Below are 18,358 nucleotides of genomic sequence, written 5' to 3'. Positions count from 1 at the left end.
ACTGGTTTTGATGTAGTGATAACCGGTGTTCCCAATTATTATACACGTGTTCAGATTCCGACATGGACCAATTATAAGAACCAGGACGACATTAAATGGTATGAGGGCATTCGTCAATCAGATGGCAGTTATAAAGTATCAGTTGATATAAAAAATCACAACTATGAAACCGGTTTGTACCTTGTGCACAGCTATGGCGTTCTACCGAATAAAAAATTAGTAGCCTTGGCCCAAACAAGTCAGGTGGTTCCAATCTCTGAGAAACCGTTGGGTAGTGTAGCTATTGAGAATGTGAGTTCTAGATATGGTACTTTTACAGTAAGAATATCTGAACTTCGTTCGCCTATAGGTATAAAACTGATTCAGGTTCCAATTTGGTCAGACGTAAAAGGACAAGATGATATTGTCTGGTATACTGGCGTGAAACAAGATGATGGTAGTTTCTTAGTTCAATTCAAGCCTATCAATCATGATTACACAAGTGGGCTGTATCACATTCATACCTACGTTAAAGATATGGGAAATAAACTTTCCAACATAGCAACTCAAACAATACGTTTAGAAATTGAAAAACCTTATCAGAGAAACTATACAGTTGCTGGTAAAGTTTTAACAATACTAGGAGAAAATACTCCAAGTATGACTGTTCTTCGTAAACTTGTTGCATCGATTAACCAACTAGAGCGAGTTGGTTATAGTATGGGCTTTAAATTACTAGATGTAAATACAAATCATGGAATCATTTATAATGGCGATACGAAATTTTACTCTGCCTCTACCATAAAAGGTCCATTTGTTGCAAGTTTGGCAGCTAAGAATCCAAATTCTATTAATAAATCAAAATCTACATTTTTAAATGTTTTAAACTATTCAAGTAATGATGGATATATTTCGATTCGCCGTTCCTACGGAGACTCAAGTTTGAAATCTTGGGCGAAAGAAGCAGAACTAAATCCAAATGTGTTTCAGCAATACTACCCATACCTGACTTCGAATGAATTATTTGCACTGTGGCAAAGAAATTATAAATATTTCACAGCTGATACGAGAGGAAAGGAAGTCGCAACATGGTTTGAGCGTCCTAATTTATCCCCAATTAAGACTACTCTTGGCGGAAAATATAAAACTCAAACAAAAGCAGGTTGGATTGGTGAACCAGGATATAGAGCAGCAAATGATGCTGGGATTGTCTACACTCCGCAAGGTAATTATATATTGTCTATTATGTCAAATGCTGATGGGAAGTTAGGCTTGTTAAATCCGACTATCAGTATACTTGATGAAATTCATCGAACATCGATGATAAAATAAAAGTTTTTATGATAGAACTTTGAAACATATTTTATTAGGGTTGAACTGTCATTGACGGTTCGACTCTTTTATTTCTCCTTCACAACATCCTATATAACCATAAGGTGCAAATAGGAAAATATTTCAAAACATGGTATAATGAAAAGAACTGAAATCTGATGGAGAAGAAAGATGCAAAACGTTTTTATCATCGGCAGCCGTGGCTTGCCTGCAAAATATGGTGGTTTTGAGACCTTCGTCCAGCAATTGGTCAGTCACCAACAATCGAAAAACATACAGTACCATGTGGCTTGCCTGTCAGACACTAGTCATCAGGAACATAGGGCTTATTTGGGGGCGGATTGCTTTACCATCAATCCTCCCAAATTAGGTCCAGCCCGTGTCATCGCTTATGACATGATGGCCATTTCCTATGCTCTGCACTTGGTTAAGGAGCAGCAGATGCAGTCTCCGATTTTTTACATTTTGGGAAACACCATAGGTGGTTTCATAGCTCCTTTTGCCAAGAAAATTAAAGATGTTGGCGGTGTTTTATTTGTCAATCCTGATGGTTTAGAATGGAAGCGTGCCAAATGGCCTAAGCCTGTGCAGGCTTATCTGAAACATGCTGAGAAGGCGATGGCCAAGCAGTCCAATCTCATCATTGCAGATAATGAAGGCATAGAGGACTATATTCAGTCAGCCTATCCGGGAACTAAGACCACATTTATCGCCTACGGAACTGATTTGAGTCAGACGAGCCTGACTAGCCAGTCGGAGCAAGTGCGTGAAGCATTTGCCAACTGGTCTATCCGCGAAAAGGATTATTATTTGATTATTGGGCGTTTTGTCCCGGAAAATAATTACGCGACAGCCATCAAGGAATTCATGAAGTCAAGCACCCAGCGTGCTTTGATTATCGTAGCCAATCATGAAGGCTCTGCCTATTTCCAAAAACTAAAGGAAGAAACAGGCTTTGAGAGAGATGGGCGTATCAAGTTTATCGGGACGGTCTATGATCAGGAGTTACTTAAGTATCTACGGCAGGAATGTCGTGCTTATATTCATGGTCATGAAGTGGGTGGAACCAATCCTAGTCTCTTAGAGGCGCTTGCCCAGACCAATGAAAACCTTGTTTTAGGTGTGGATTTTAATCGCAAGGTGGCACAAAATGGCGCCCACTATTGGACCAAGGAAAGCGGAAATCTAGCCCAGCTAATTAATCAAATTGACGGACAAGAAGAGGCAGTAGACCTAGGGCAGATTGCCAAAGAGCGCATGCGAAATGACTATACTTGGGAGAGAATTGTCCAACAATACGAGGAATTATTTTTACATGAACGTTAACATACTCATGTCGACCTACAATGGTCAGGAGTTTTTAGCCGAGCAAATCTGCTCTATTCAGTCGCAGACCTTTACGGACTGGACCCTCTTGATACGAGACGATGGTTCCAAGGATAGGACGCGAGATATTATCGCTGACTTTGTCCAGCAGGATAGTCGGATCCACTTTATCAATCCAGACAGCACCGAAAATCTAGGCGTCATCAAAAGTTTTCATGCCTTGGTGCAATACCAGAGGGCTGATGTTTATTTTTTCAGTGATCAGGATGATGTCTGGATACCAGATAAACTACAGGTGACTTTGGAGGCGACTCAAGCCTATCCAGCCGAACAACCGCTCATGGTTTACACAGACTTAAAAGTTGTTAATCAAGACTTGCAGGTCATGAATGAAAGCATGGTACGTAGTCAGTCCCACCATGCCAATACTGAATTGGTTCAAGAATTGACTGAAAATACGGTGACAGGCGGCACCAGTATGATTAACCATGCTTTAGCTGAGCTATGGACGGTGACAGACGACATTCTTATGCATGACTGGTATTTAGCCTTGCTGGCGACAGCTTTTGGAAAATTGGTCTACATTGATCAGCCTACGGAATTGTACCGGCAGCATGCTGAAAATGTCTTAGGAGCTAGAACCCTGTCCAAGCGATTTAGAAAATGGATTCGGCCCCATGTACTTTTCTCAGTTTACTGGGATTTGATCCGAAATAGTCAAAAACAGGCCAGCCATCTGCTCGCTCTGCCATTGACACCAGTCGATAGAAATTTGGTCGAGGCTTTTGTAACCATCATGGATAAACCCATGATAGAACGCTATCGGATTTTAAAAAAATATGGATTGAAGAAAAACAAAGCCTTTCACACATTGGTATTTACCAGCCTCATCCTAACAAAATTTGCATATAAGGAAACACTATGAATTTATTTACCAAAGAAAATCAAATTCTCTTACGAGAAATGATTAAGACAGATTTTAAATTAAGATACCAAGGCTCCTTGATAGGACATTTGTGGTCTATTTTAAAACCGATGTTGCTCTTTACGATTATGTATCTCGTTTTCATTCGCTTTTTGAGAATTGACGATGGAACTCCGCATGCTGCTGTAGGGGTGCTATTTGCGATGGTAAATTGGAATTTTTTCGCTGAGGCCACTAGTATGGGGATGCTTTCCATTGTTACTCGTGGAGACTTGTTGAGAAAACTAAGTTTTTCAAAAGAAATCATCGTGATTTCTTCAGTGGCAGGAGCTGCAATAAACTACAGCATCAACTTGGTAGTAGTGTTGCTCTTTTCCATGGTTAACGGCATTTATCTGAATGTGAGCTTTCTAATTCTCATTCCGTTGTTTTTTGAGTTAGTATTGTTGGCGACTGGTATCGCCTTTGTATTATCCAGTTTATTTGTAAAATATCGCGATATTGGTCCAATCTGGGAAGTTGTTATGCAAGCAGGAATGTATGCAACACCGATTATCTATTCATTGACCTATCTCATAGATCGTGGTCAGGAGCCAGTTGCAAAATTCCTCATGCTTAATCCACTAGCCCAGATTGTGCAGGATATTCGCCACTATATTGTATTTGATGGAAATCCACGTGGTTGGGATATTATCGGAAATAAACTAATTGCACTCATTCCATATGTTTTACCATTCATAGTTTTTGTGATTGGTTTAATAATCTTTAAGAAAAATGCTAAACGTTTTGCGGAGATTCTCTAATGACAAAAAATATTGCAGTAAAAGTTGAACATGTTTCCAAGTATTTCAAATTGCCAACTGAAAGTACCCAAAGCTTACGTACAGCCCTTGTCAATCGTTTTAAAGGAATAAAGGGATACAAAGAGCAACATGTTCTCAAAGATATAAACTTTGAAGTAGAAGAAGGGGATTTCTTTGGCATTGTTGGTCGAAATGGTTCAGGGAAATCTACTCTTTTAAAAATTATTTCTCAAATATATGTGCCCGAAAAAGGAAAAGTCACTGTAAATGGGAAATTGGTTTCCTTTATTGAACTCGGTGTCGGTTTCAACCCAGAATTAACGGGTCGTGAAAACGTCTACATGAACGGTGCCATGCTTGGCTTTACTTCAGAGGAAATTGATGCCATGTATGATGACATTGTGGACTTTGCTGAACTGCATGAATTCATGAACCAGAAACTGAAAAACTACTCATCAGGGATGCAGGTCCGTCTCGCCTTTTCTGTTGCTATTAAAGCTCAGGGCGATGTTCTGATTTTGGATGAGGTCCTAGCTGTTGGTGATGAGGCCTTCCAGCGTAAATGTAATGACTATTTCTTAGAGCGAAAGAAAAGTGGCAAAACAACTATTCTCGTAACTCATGATATGGGTGCAGTGAAGAAATATTGTAACCGTGCAGTATTGATTGAGGACGGCGAGGTGAAGGCGTACGGCGATCCGTTCAATGTCGCCAATCAGTATAGCTTTGACAATACCGAAGTCATTGATGCTGATGAAGTATCAAATGATACTGAAAATGAGAATTCATATATCGAAAATTTAGAGTTGGAATTTTTATCTGAATATCGAATTTCACAAGCAGGCAAAGTGCGGTTTAAGGTTTCATATACTGTTTTGAAAGATATTCCAACCTATGTAGCTATTTCCTTTACTGATATTGATAGAGGCGTTTGGATATATAACGATAATACAATGGATGATTTAACTAAAGGGACTGGTTTCAAATCCTATGTTTATGAATGTTATATGGATAATTTAAATGATTTGAAAATGAAACTGGAATTGACGATAAGAGATGAGGATGGTCAGCTTTTGGCATATATTGACAGGGAAAAAATTCCAGTTATTATGCTGAATCGTGATGACTTAGACATCAATGATAAATCATCCTTGGATTCATCAACAGGATTATTAAAACGCAATGGTACATGGACAAGACAAAGCTAGAAACTCGGAAAAATTAAGGACAATAATGGAAATATCAATCGTTTGTACAAATTTTAATAAAGGTCAGTGGATTAGAGAAACTATTGAAGGTTTTCTAATGCAGGAATTTAGTAAGGACTTTGAAATCATACTAGTTGATGATTGCTCTACCGATATTTCAAAAGAAATTATTAGCGAGTATGCCAATAATTACCCACATTTGATAAAGGCTTTCTTTCATGAAGAAAATCAAGGCATAGCAAAAACTTGGGTTGATGCATGTAATAAAGCGAGTGGGAGATATATTGCTAGATGTGATGGAGATGATTACTGGACGGATTCACTAAAGTTACAAAAGCAATATGATGCACTTGAACAAAGCAATGTCTCTTTGTGGTGTAATACTGATTTTGATATTATTAAACCTGATGGTGAGGTTGTATTTGAGAGTGCTTTTCAAAATGAGCAAGTTGTTCGAATGGATTCCTATGAAAAAATGCTAGCTTACAAAGGTTTCACGATGTCTTCCACATGGTTGGTAGAAACTAAATTGATGTTATCTATCAATGAAACATTAGACTTAGAAACAAGCGATGATACCTTTAATTTACAGCTAGAGTTATTTCAAAAAACTCAACTAATCACACTCAATGATAGCACCACAGTCTATCGTTTGGGCTATGAAAGTGATTCGCATCCGGTCGACTTAGAAAAATTCATTCATCGTCATCAAAACCTACTAGAGACGCAGTTAAAATTCCTTGCTAAATATCCAGATGCCAACCTACATAAACTTTCAGAATACTTGTTTCAAGAAGTTTATTCCAGAGAAGTGATTGTGCATCAGCAAAAACTTACTGAAAATGAATTGAAAAATCACATCCGAAGTTTGGGTGAGCAATTAGCAACGATAAGTAGTGAAAAAACACAACTAGAAACTAATAAGGTAGAACTTGAAACTGAAATCAATGAGTTAATTGATAAGAACAAGTCTATTAACGATGAGCTTTCAAAGGTTAGTACAGAATTGACTATGATAATCAATTCAAAAAGATGGAAATGGATTAGTAAGATTTTAAGTTTGTTTAGGAGATAATAGTGGAACGTTTACTACTGTATGTTCATTATAATCAGCACAATAAAGTAGATAATCATGTTGTTTACCAATTAAAACAGATAAGGCATATATATGACAAGCTGATTTTCATTAGTAATAGTCAAATTTCCTCCCCTGATTATGAAGACTTGACTAAAGAAGTCCAAATCGACTACTTTTTACAACGTAAAAATGAGGGATTTGATTTTGCTGGCTGGAAGGACGGCTTGATGCTACTTGGCTTTGAAACAGTTTCCAATTACAATTCGGTTACTATTATGAACGACACTTGCTACGGGCCACTCTGGGATTTGTTACCACACTATGAGTATTACGATGAGCAGGATATTGATTTTTGGGGGATGACAAGCCACCCAGCTATGCTACCAGACAGGAATTTTATCCCTAAACATTTACAATCATATTTTATTGTATTTAAGAAAAGTTTAATAAGCTCCCCGTACTTTGCAGAATTTTGGGAAAGAATAAGGAACTTTACGACGGTCCAAGAGGCGATAGAATTTGGTGAGATTTACTTAACTACTTATTTTAAAGAAAAAGGTTTTAAATATAGTAGCCTTATCGAAAATGATGTACAACAGAATAAGTCGACTGTTAATTTGACGATTGTTAGACCAGAAATCCTATTAGATTATAAAGTTCCCTTTATTAAAGTTAAAGCTTTTCCAAATACCTTTGCCCAGGTGCCTTATTTATTAGACAAGATAAAAATGCTTTCCGCCTATCCAACAGATTTAATTACCAATCATCTATCCAATAGTTTATTACCCACTCCGGCTTACCTAGGAAGGACCAAGCTTTTGCAAGGAAATCCAGAAAAAGTCAGAGATGAACGAATTGCTATCGTAATTTTTATTTCTTCCGAAAGGAATGAAGTATTTGATAATATAATTAAGAAACTAGATGCAATTTCATACTGTACGGATTTATTCATTATAACAAATGATATTGTAGCTGCTGAACAGTTTTCAACTGTAGATTTTAACCGCTTTGAAAGTGTGCAATTTTTCAAGAACAGATTACTTTGGCAATTAGTTGATGATTTAAAAGAGACTGATTTTGTGGGTGTATTTACCATAGATAGTTGTAATGGTTTTTATGAGCAGCGTAGTATTGAAGAAGTTCATAATAGTCTCTTGGCAAATATTGATGCTGTTGCAACAAACTTTAGAAAAAATCCCCGATTAGGCCTAGTGTTTGCCGATTTGCCGATGGATCAGCAACTGAAATATCCTCTTTCGAATCAAGAACTTCTTAATGAACTACACGAGGAGTGGCAAGCAGCAAAGCAACAGAAAAACTTAGTGATTGCAGAAGAAACAGAATTCATTGAACCACCTCACAAATCTTTTTGGTTGAGAACAGAAAGTTTAAGTCAGTTAGCAGACTGTAAAATGAATAGTAGGTTTGCAGTGTATATCCTGTGGGGAATAGGTATGGACTATGCTATCGTGGCGAATAGCCAATATCTACCTGCAATCTTTCGACAGGCGGGAGAAAAATATAGTTCAGAACATCAGCCAAAAGAATTTGATAGGATGAATTTTTGGAATAAGTGTGACTATTTATTTTCACCAATGAGAACACTTATAAAATACGAATTGAAAAAAATAATATTGAGATTTTATCAAATTTACCATAGATAATAAGGAGTTTTATAAAAATATGGCCTCTAGCGCTCGAGCACTTTTAATAAAAGTGAAAAAAATTCCAATGATTTTAAAAAGAAAAACTATTCGCCTTATTTCAAAAATCAGGGCATCTATTATGCGTTGTTTTAGGAATATAGTAAGAGATAATAACTATGAGTTTCCAAAAAGATTATTAATTTATACCATATTTGAATCTGAGAAACAATTGCAAGAGTATAAAGTTTTATTTCTGGAAGGTCTTTTACCTTTGGCGGATAGGGTTGAAATTGTTGTCAATGGAACACTGCCCGAAAATGATTTGAAACGTTTGGCAAAATATGGCAATGTGCAACAGAGAGAAAATAAAGGCTACGACGCAGGAGCTTTTCAATTTGGGATTTTATCTTTTTCTTATCAAGAACTTCAACAATTTGATCAACTTCTCTTAGTAAATGATACAAATATTGGTCCCCTATCTGATTTAGCAGAGGTGTTCAAACGAATGGATTCCAAAAAATTGGATTTCTGGGGTATGTCATTTGGTGAGGTACAACCCGATTTTACAGGTATGAACCCTTATGGATTTATTCCTGAACACTTGCAAAGCTATTTCTTAGTTATTGAACATAGTCTTTTAAGTGATAAATTGTTTTATCATTATTGGCAAAATTTACCAGATACAAGTTCACGCAATGCAGCTATTGGGCGACATGAAACGGTATTTACACGATATTTTTCAAATCGTGGGTATGTCTATGATGCGGTTGTAAAAGATGGAACGGATAGCCCAATCTATATTCATCCTTTGAGAGCAATTCGCGATGGCATGCCACTTGTAAAATATTCTGCACTAGCAAATTTTGATGATCATCAATTTTTATGGCAAGAGTTGGAAAGGCAGTCGGAAATTCCAGAACTTCTCAAATATATAGAAGAGGAGACGGATTTTCCAGTTCATATTTTGGAAGATATTATCGAAAAATATAAGACATCATCAAAAACTAAAAATCAAATTCTTATTATTGACGGGGTTGAAAATATTATTCCTCAATGTACACGGTATCGTGTATTGAATAAGGCCGAGCAATTGAAACAGCAAGGATATGATGTAAAAGTTGTAAACCATTCGTCATTCATCATTCCTGATGCTAAACATGCAGATATTGTTATTATTTATCGTGCTACAAAATCCGAAAAATTATTAAAGCTGATTTCTATCATGAAAAAACTTGGGCGGAAGGTTTATTACGACATTGATGATTTGGTTTTTGATACAAAGTACACAGATCAATTAGAATACACACAATCCCTTTCCAAAAAAGAAAAAGCAAGTTATGATGCTACTGTCCAGCAATATGGTGATATGTTAGGGAGATGTGACGCAGTGATTACCTCGACCGAGCATTTGAAGACAGAATTAGAGAAGAAAAAATCAGAAGTTATTATCCATCGTAATGTACTCTCAAAGAAATTGATACATTTGAGCAATAAGGCCATTAGCAAAAAAATTACAGATAAGACTATTAAAATAGCTTATTTTTCTGGTTCGATTACTCACAATGAAAATTTTGAAATGATAAAGTCAGCTCTCATCAAAATACTGGAAAATTTCAAAAATGTTGAACTTCATTTGGCTGGACATTTAGATATTCCTGCAGATATTGAAAAATTTGGAAATCAGATTGTCGTTCATCCGTATGTAGATTGGGAAGAACTTCCTGATTTGATTGGACAAATGGATATTAATCTGGCACCGTTAAAACAAACGTTGTTTAATGAGGCAAAATCAGAAATTAAATGGCTAGAAGCAGCAGCAGTTAAGGTTGTTACAGTTGCAAGTAACATTGGTTCCTTTAAGGAAATGATAAAAGATGGTGAAACAGGAGTTTTGGCTTTACCTGAGCAGTGGTACAATAAATTAGAAGAATTGGTAGTGAATGAACAGTATAGAAATCAAATGGCTGAGCAGGCTTATCAATTTGTTTTAGCAAATTGTACAACTTCAACAGTTCGTGCGGATATTTGAAAATAAGGGGTCATTTGATGAAAAATATATTATTTATTTCTCCTACTGGTACCTTGGATAATGGAGCAGAACTATCAATTATTCAATTGATGGCGCTCCTCCAAGAAAAAGGGTATCGTATTATCAATGTCGTTCAAGACGGAGCTTCACAGTTTAGAAGTGATTATGAAAAGGAGATGTCAAGTAGAGGGATCATTTTATATAACATCTCACTTGCAAAATGGTGGTGGCCAGAAGCACCTGGTGGTATCATTAATGATATGGAAACAGCAACCTTAGAGTACCAAAATGCCATTTTTAGAATTAAAGATATTATCCATGAAGAGAAGATTGACTTGGTTATTTCCAATACTGTAAATGTTTTTCTGGGTGCAATTGCAGCCAGCCTTACCAACACACCTCATTATTGGTTGATCCATGAATTTCCCGAAGATGAATTTTCTTACTATAAAACAAAAATTCCGTTTGTAGCGGAGATGTCCAATGCTATTTTCACGGTGGATGGTAATCTAAAGGAAGTATGGCAGAAACTTGTTCCTGGCAAGGAAATCCAAGGTTTTATTCCTTATACAAGGGTTACTCCTAAAAAAGAGCTTTCTCAAGGAGAAAAAACTCGATTTGTATCTATTGGAAGAATAAATGAGAGAAAAAATCAGTTAGCCTTATTAAAGGCATATCATCAATTAGACAGACAGGATATTGAACTGTGTTTTATTGGTCCTTGGGATGATGAATACAAGAATTTATGTGATGAATACATCCAAAAGAATAGCCTGACGAATGTACAGTTTCTAGGTTACCAAAATAATCCTTGGGATTTGGTTACAGATAAAGATATTTGTGTCTTTCCATCTAAGACAGAAACCTTTGGTTTGGTCTATATTGAAGCTGTTTTAAACGGCTTACCTGTAATTGCCTCTGATAATTTGGGTCACAAGACCGTGCAACAGTTATTTGAACTTCCAAGGTTGTACCCTGCTGCAGAAATTACGCAATTGAAGCAACAAATGGAAGAAAGTCTTGAAGGCTTTGAAGAAAAAAAAGTAGAAGCTGTTGCTTATCAATCACACGTCTTAAAACGCTATGTCCCAGAAGTTGCTTATCAAAATATAGTAGCTCTAATAGAAGATGGAGATAATCAAGCAAATCAAAGCATGCAGGCAATAGAATTTTTGCTTACTGGACTAACTAGAAAAACAAAACTTGAGATTTTGGGTAGGAGATTGAGTCATAAATTGACTAAAATTCGAGAGAAATTAAAATAAGATTGGAGTAATATGAAAATTTTATTGAAACTAGGTAATATTACCTTTGGTTTATACGCACTGATGATATTATGGAATAGTATAGAATATTTCCTTAATAGTATTTTTTTAAAACCAGTATCTTTAATTTTTCGTATTTCTATTTTATTTGTGCTTGGTATCTTATTTTTATTTTTAATTATTTTTAGAAAAATTAATATTAAATTTGTTTTTTTGAAAAGTCTTAATAAATATATAAAAATAATCATATTTGTGTTAATGATAATTTGGCAAATTGGTTTATTTGTATCTATGCCAATTATTCCAATTGCTGATCCTAAAAATATTTATCAAATTGCTCAAGGAAATATATCTAATGAATTGGCTAATTATATTTCTATCTATCCCAATAACTATTTGATGTTAATATGGGAAAAACTAATTCTAAATATTATCGGTAATAAGTATTTTTTACATGGAATAATTTTCTTAAATCTAATTTTTGTAGATGTCTCGATATTATTACTTAGTAAACTAGCTCAAAAAAAATATCCTTCAATTTCGAGTTCAGTGTTTTACATGGCTGTCCTTTTTGTAGGTTTTTCCCCTCAATTTTTACAAGCTTATACTGATATTCCCGCTTTCTTTATGGGAACAATATTATTATATTATGGAGTTCAGTTTAGATTTGAAGAAAATTTTAAAAGAATTGCATTGTTTTCTGCTTTGTTTGGAATTTGGATAGGGCTAAGCTATAATATGAGGGCGCCTCTATTTATTTATGTTATTGCAGGAGCTATAGTTATTATTGTTGCTTTTTTACAAAGTAAGCCAAAGAATTTAATAAAATGTGGAATTTCATTTCTTATCATTATATCAGGTTTTATTTCAGTGAATTTTTTGTTACATGAAAGTTTAACTAAACAACAATACTTTCCATATGAAACAGGAATGAGCAGAACTTTATTCTATTTTGTTGATTTAGGGTTAACTACTAATGGGGCTACTCACTCTGAGCTAACAAATGAGGTATTATCAGCAAGAGATAGTAACCGGAATAAAGTATATCTAAATTCGATAAAAAATAGAATTTCGAATATGGATCTAACTGACTGGATCAATCATCTAAATAATAAGTTTAAAGCTAATACTTCAGAAGGAAATATGGGGTGGGGTTTGGAGGCAGTATTAAAAGAAGAAAATTTGATACCTAATCGGTTTTCAGGAACAATTTTAGCATCTTCATTACGAAGTATTGTTTTAGTTAATTTTAATGGGAATTATCATTGGTATACATTAATTTTTCAAATTTTATGGATTATTATTGCTTTTGGGATGGTTTTGTATTCCGCTAGCTTTAAAATTGAATTTTTAAGTATAAATTTATGGACACAGATAATTATATTTGGTGGATTAACATTTTTAATGATTTTCGAAGGAGGAAGGAGTAGGTATTTGATTCAATTTTTACCTGCAATAATATGGAATGCTTCAGCTGGATATGAAAGATTTTTGGGGAGAAAAAAATTTTATGTTGAATAGAAATGGAGAAAATAGTTTTCAAAAGATATTGATTTCATCTTTTCTTTTGCTAATAGGATTTGTATTTTCTTACCTCCTTATTGTTTCTAAATTTGATATTGAAAGAAACTCATTTTGGGTAAATGGGTTAGATATTGGATTTTCTTTTCTTTTTTCTACAGTTTTAGTATTTTATTATTCTCATTTTCTTACAAAATGGAATTTATTCAAATTTCTAATTGGCGGATTAATTTTGCTAGGAATATTGTACTATGTCTTAGCTACAAGATCCCTAAATAATCCCGTTTATAATTTTTATGATTTTTTTACTAATGGATTGATACCAGTAGATTATTTGCTCAAGCTTAATGTAGGATTAATATTTACTATAATTATTCTGAAATATAATAAATTTAAAATCGAAACCAATTCAGTTGATCCAAATTTATTGATAGGTATTTTATTAACCCCAATTGTATTAACTCACTCCGAATTGCTTGCATATATTAATGATACAAAAAAGTATGATGTGTACAGCTTATTTAGCATTTATCTTTTTATCTTGATAGTTTTAGTTATTTGCTTGAAAGGGTTGGATAAGATAGTTGAGAATAAACCATCTATTTACAATGTTGTTTTTCTAAGTCTACTAATGTCAGTTTTCTTTAATGGAACTATTCAGTATGGTATAAAACTAGAGGAAATGGTTTTGAAACGATACATTTTTCCAGGAGCAACTTTATATCAAATTATAATTCTTTTCTTTCTATTCTTAACAGTATATTTAATTGGAAATCGAGTTATTTTGCCTACTCTGATAAACTTACTTATTGGTGCTTCTATTTCAATAGTGAACTATTTAAAATTTGAGATGAGAAATGAACCTTTTTTAATTTCAGATTTTATTTGGATCAAAGAGATAAAATTTCTTTCAAGCTTTATTAATAGAAAAATCCTAATTTCAATAATTTTAGTATTATTATTAATAGTTCCTATTTACCTCTTTTTAAATAAAAAGTTATTTCCTGGTAAGGTTATACATAATTTAAAAACTCGTTTAATTTGCTTGTTAGTTCCTTTGCTATTTTTTTCTGGTATATTTACTGTTTTTAAAAATAAAACTGAATCTAAAATAATTGATGGAATACCAGTTGTTTCTGTATTAAATAACTGGCAAAATATTTCTTGGTTTGGTTTTTCAACTGACGCGAGATATAAATCACTAATGTATGTTTGGACGAAACAATTAACCGATGATATCATGGATAAGCCGAGAAATTATAGTAAGTCTTCGATAAGTGATCTTGTTGAAAAATATACTGAAAGGGCTAATGAAATCAATAAAACTCGATCGGAAAATATTTCTGATCAGACGGTAATTTATGTTTTAAGTGAAAGTTTATCCAATCCTAATAGAGTAGAAGGAGTTACTGTAAGCGAAAATGTATTGGCAAATATTGATTCCATTAAATCACAGACAACTAGTGGCTTAATGAAATCAGATGGATTTGGTGGTGGAACTGCTAATATGGAATTCCAATCTTTAACCGGACTTCCGTTATATAACTTTTCATCTTCTGTTTCAGTTTTGATGACAGAAATATTACCAAAATTAAAAGTTATTCCTTCAATTAGTGATCAGTTTAAGAATGGTGAAAGATTAGTAATACATGGTTTAAATGCCAGTTACTATAATAGACAAACTTTCTATAAAAATTTAAATTTTGAAAGAAAAATTTTTCTAACAGAGTCGGATGAGTCATTGCAAAATGTAGAGTATTTTGGTGCAAATGTTAGTGATGATACTACCTATAAAAACATCCTAAGTAGAATAGATATTTCTAAAAATCAATTTTTTTCTGTAATTACAATTCAGAACCATTCTCCTTGGATAGTAGAGGATCCAAATTCTGTCATTGCATCGAGTGAAAAATTGGATGAGTTCCAACAAAATAGTCTTTCATCGTATGTAAATATGTTGAAAATTACTGATGAGGAAACTGCATCTTTTTTACATGAATTACAAAATATTGATAAGAAAATAACAGTAGTTTTCTATGGAGACCATTTACCTGGATTATATTCAAATGAACTCTTTATGGAAAACCCAGATAGTCAATATCAAACTGATTATTTTATTTGGAGCAATTATGAAACACATAAAGAAGATTATCCGCTAGTAAATTCTAGTGATTTTACAGCAGCTTTACTCAAACACACTAATGCTAAAGTTACACCTTATCAGGCATTGTTGACCGATATTTTAGATAATGCAAGTGTTGATAAGATTGAACTAAATAACGATGAGCAACAAATTGCCAACGATTTAAAATTATTGCAATATGATTTGACAATTGGAAAAGGCTTTTTGAAACAGTATCCAGAATTTTTTGAAGGGGAATGATATGAAATTACCTACTTTATATATTGTGATTCCATGCTATAATGAAGAAGATGTACTCCCAATAACATCAATTGAATTTCGGAATAAATTGTTGGAGTTAATTGATAACGATAAAATTGCAGATGATAGTAAGATAATGTTTGTAGATGATGGTAGTAAGGATCAAACATGGAAAATTATTTTGGAACTCTCACGAATTCATCCAGAATTTATTGGAATAAAACAGAGTCGTAATCGTGGGCATCAGAATGCTGTTTATGCAGGCTTAATGGAATCTAAAGACATGGCAGATATTACAATATCAATCGATTGTGATGGTCAAGATGATATCAATGCTATGAATGAAATGATAGAAGCTTATTATAGTGGTGCTGAAATTGTTTATGGTGTTAGAAATAACCGTGATACCGATAGTTTTTTCAAAAAGACTACTGCGCAATTTTTTTATAAAATAATGGATAAAATGGGTGTAGAGAGTATCTATAATCATGCAGATTATCGTTTAGTATCATCTAAAGTGCTTCATTCATTTTCGAAATTTGAAGAAGTAAACTTATTTTTAAGAGGAATGTTTCCCTTGGTTGGTTATAATAGTACATCAGTATTTTATAAAAGACATGAACGAATTGCAGGGGAAAGTAAATATCCATTGAGTAAGATGTTGAATCTAGCATTTGATGGAATTACCAGTTTAAGTGTTAAACCAATCAGGTTTGTAACTGGTTTAGGCTTGATGATGTCTACAATTAGTTTTTTAGTTATTATTTGGATTTTCTCTTGCTATTTTACTGGTAAAACTATATCAGGCTGGGCATCCAATGCTACATTATTAAGTCTTTTTGCTGGAGTCCAATTGATAAGTATAGGTATAATTGGTGAATATATTGGGAAAATTTATTTAGAAGTGAAGCATCGTCCAAAGTATATTATTAGTGAAAGGACTGAAAGTAATAATGAACAAAATTAAAGTTCATAAATTAGAGAAACTTAGTCAAATTTTTATTAAGGTTTCATTTAAGACAGCAATTTTAATTTCGTGTATCATATTAGGAATATTATCTTTGATTTCCTTAATGTATCGTGGATACTTTCATATGTTTGCTTGGGAGGAGATGTCTTTTTATAATAATAATTGGAAATTCTATAGTTTATTATTTGTTTTTTCGTTAACATTGTTGTATGTAGCTAAAATAATTGGACGTTTTTCCAGTTTTAGATTGTTTTTATTTTTTACTAGTTTATATTTAATAATAGGGACATACTTATCTATTAATGCTGATTTATTACTTCGGGCAGACCCGCATTATCTATTTTTAGCAGCAATTGAGATGAATAATGGTGATTTTTCTTCGTTCGATAAAATTAGTAGTGCAAACTATATGTCAACTTTTCCAAATCAAATGGGATTACTTACATTATTTCGGATATATGCTCACTTTACTACTAATACCCATTGGCTATTCTTTTTACAAACACTTATGGTAAGTGGAATTAATTACCTATTATGGCAAATTACAAATTTAATTTTTGATAATAAAGTAATAAATAACTTGGTTATTTTATTGTCTCATTTATTCTTACCATCAATTTTTTTAACTTTGTGGGTTTATGGTGATATCCCTGGGCTACTTTGCTCGTTAATTACTATTTATTTTTTCTTAAAATTTGAAAAAAAGCAATCCACATTTTCAGGTCTTGTTTTAGTTTTCTTTCTAACATTAGCATGTATTTTACGTAGTAATTACTTAATTTTAGCTATCACACTCGTAATTAGTTTATTAATTTCATGGATTAGAAATCCTAAATTTGTAAAATTGATTGTTATTACCTGTATACCATTTTCTTTTATTGTCATTAATAAAGCCATTGAATCTTACTATGAAAGTAAGATTCATGCTGAGATAACATACCCTCCCCAGCAGGCATGGATTGTAATGGGGTTGAATGACAAAATTAATAATCCGGGTTACTGGGATCAGTATACTACAGAAATAAGGGTGTGGAATAATTACGACGATACTAAAGTCAAAAAAGTTGTTACAAATGATTTGAAGGAGCGTATTAGAGTATTAACTTCAGATAAAGACTATGCTAAAAATTTCTTTTTCAAAAAACTAATGGTTACATGGAATGATCCAACATTCCAATCTATTTTTGCGGGACCTCTTGCTGCTCGAGGTCAAAATATTAAAACTGATTTCCTAAAGAATTTATATGGTGAAGGAAATATTTATCATTTCTATAACAAGTATATGAGTATATTAGTAACATATATTTATTTATCTAGTTTTATTTTAGTAGTATATCTATTATTTAAAAAAATAAATGATGTAGATTTCAATTTACTAATATTTTTGATTTATCTAATAGGTGGTTTTATTTTTCATATTTTTTGGGAAACCAAAGCTCGTTATGTATTTCCTTATGTATATTTGTTACTTCCAATTGTTGCTTTTAACATTTCATACTTTAGTAATAAACTTTTCTCTAATAGGAGAGAATATAGTCAAATTTGATAATGAGCTAAGAATTAAAAGTTGTTTTAATACGAAATACGATGTTCATTTTGGTTGAGTCCAGAAATGAACGTGTTATTATTTGATATGGAATGATTTAATCAATATGTTAGAGGACTTTTCAGTTCTCTTTTTTTCTTCCCCCATTTTAGCAAACCTTAAGCAAAGGGACTTATAATGACTGTATGGTAAGAAAATCACAGGAAAAGTGGAAGTGTGAGGAATATTACCAAGAAATCAAAAGTAAGCGCCCCATAACAAGGTACCTATCCAATCATTCACTCCTCCAGTATACTGTAATAAAAAAACTGGAGGATTTTTTTATGTCACAACCCATTGTCCCATTG

Annotated in this window: 13 protein-coding genes; all 13 read left to right on the top strand. The window is 33.3% G+C overall.

Annotated features, from left to right (window positions below; all coding sequences use genetic code 11):
- On the top strand, window positions 1-1,311 hold a 1,311-nt coding region (locus tag K6V43_RS09915), incomplete at its 5' end, for a GBS Bsp-like repeat-containing protein (RefSeq protein WP_222382921.1).
- 171 nt (window positions 1,312-1,482) lie between these two features.
- Window positions 1,483-2,637 (top strand): beta 1-4 rhamnosyltransferase Cps2T, encoded by a 1,155-nt coding sequence (cps2T, locus tag K6V43_RS09910; protein WP_222382920.1) that lies wholly within the window; start codon window positions 1,483-1,485, stop codon window positions 2,635-2,637.
- Window positions 2,627-3,562 carry a glycosyltransferase family 2 protein gene (locus K6V43_RS09905; RefSeq protein ID WP_222382919.1) on the top strand — a complete coding sequence of 312 codons (936 nt, stop codon included), beginning with the start codon at window positions 2,627-2,629 and terminating at the stop codon, window positions 3,560-3,562. The genes cps2T and K6V43_RS09905 overlap by 11 nt, the downstream gene beginning before the upstream one ends.
- Window positions 3,559-4,365: an ABC transporter permease gene (locus K6V43_RS09900; protein ID WP_222382918.1), complete on the top strand. Its 807-nt coding sequence runs from the start codon at window positions 3,559-3,561 to the stop codon at window positions 4,363-4,365. Before K6V43_RS09905 ends, K6V43_RS09900 begins: the two co-directional genes overlap by 4 nt.
- Window positions 4,365-5,573, top strand: a complete 1,209-nt coding sequence (locus K6V43_RS09895) for an ABC transporter ATP-binding protein (protein WP_222382917.1) — start codon at window positions 4,365-4,367, stop codon at window positions 5,571-5,573. Before K6V43_RS09900 ends, K6V43_RS09895 begins: the two co-directional genes overlap by 1 nt.
- Window positions 5,548-6,648: a glycosyltransferase family 2 protein gene (locus K6V43_RS09890; protein WP_222382916.1), complete on the top strand. Its 1,101-nt coding sequence runs from the start codon at window positions 5,548-5,550 to the stop codon at window positions 6,646-6,648. Before K6V43_RS09895 ends, K6V43_RS09890 begins: the two co-directional genes overlap by 26 nt.
- Window positions 6,649-6,650: 2 nt before the next feature.
- Window positions 6,651-8,315 carry a rhamnan synthesis F family protein gene (locus K6V43_RS09885; RefSeq protein WP_222382914.1) on the top strand — a complete coding sequence of 555 codons (1,665 nt, stop codon included), beginning with the start codon at window positions 6,651-6,653 and terminating at the stop codon, window positions 8,313-8,315.
- Window positions 8,316-8,526: 211 nt separating this feature from the next.
- Window positions 8,527-10,326 carry a rhamnan synthesis F family protein gene (locus K6V43_RS09880; RefSeq protein ID WP_261311822.1) on the top strand — a complete coding sequence of 600 codons (1,800 nt, stop codon included), beginning with the start codon at window positions 8,527-8,529 and terminating at the stop codon, window positions 10,324-10,326.
- A 17-nt stretch (window positions 10,327-10,343) separates the two neighbouring features.
- Window positions 10,344-11,591 carry a glycosyltransferase family 4 protein gene (locus K6V43_RS09875; RefSeq protein ID WP_222382912.1) on the top strand — a complete coding sequence of 416 codons (1,248 nt, stop codon included), beginning with the start codon at window positions 10,344-10,346 and terminating at the stop codon, window positions 11,589-11,591.
- A 12-nt stretch (window positions 11,592-11,603) separates the two neighbouring features.
- A complete protein-coding gene (locus K6V43_RS09870; protein WP_222382911.1) occupies window positions 11,604-13,112 on the top strand; it encodes a glycosyltransferase-like membrane protein in 1,509 nt (502 codons plus the stop codon).
- A complete protein-coding gene (locus tag K6V43_RS09865; protein WP_222382910.1) occupies window positions 13,072-15,495 on the top strand; it encodes an LTA synthase family protein in 2,424 nt (807 codons plus the stop codon). The genes K6V43_RS09870 and K6V43_RS09865 overlap by 41 nt, the downstream gene beginning before the upstream one ends.
- Window position 15,496: 1 nt before the next feature.
- A complete protein-coding gene (locus K6V43_RS09860; protein ID WP_222382909.1) occupies window positions 15,497-16,462 on the top strand; it encodes a glycosyltransferase family 2 protein in 966 nt (321 codons plus the stop codon).
- Window positions 16,449-18,011 (top strand): glycosyltransferase family 39 protein, encoded by a 1,563-nt coding sequence (locus K6V43_RS09855; RefSeq protein ID WP_222382908.1) that lies wholly within the window; start codon window positions 16,449-16,451, stop codon window positions 18,009-18,011. The genes K6V43_RS09860 and K6V43_RS09855 overlap by 14 nt, the downstream gene beginning before the upstream one ends.
- Window positions 18,012-18,358: the final 347 nt, after the last annotated feature.

The sequence above is a fragment of the Streptococcus suis genome (assembly GCF_019794615.1).
Taxonomy (GTDB): domain Bacteria; phylum Bacillota; class Bacilli; order Lactobacillales; family Streptococcaceae; genus Streptococcus; species Streptococcus suis_AI.
The sequence above is the reverse complement of the archived record's forward strand: the minus strand, read 5'-3'. Positions and strand labels throughout refer to the sequence as shown.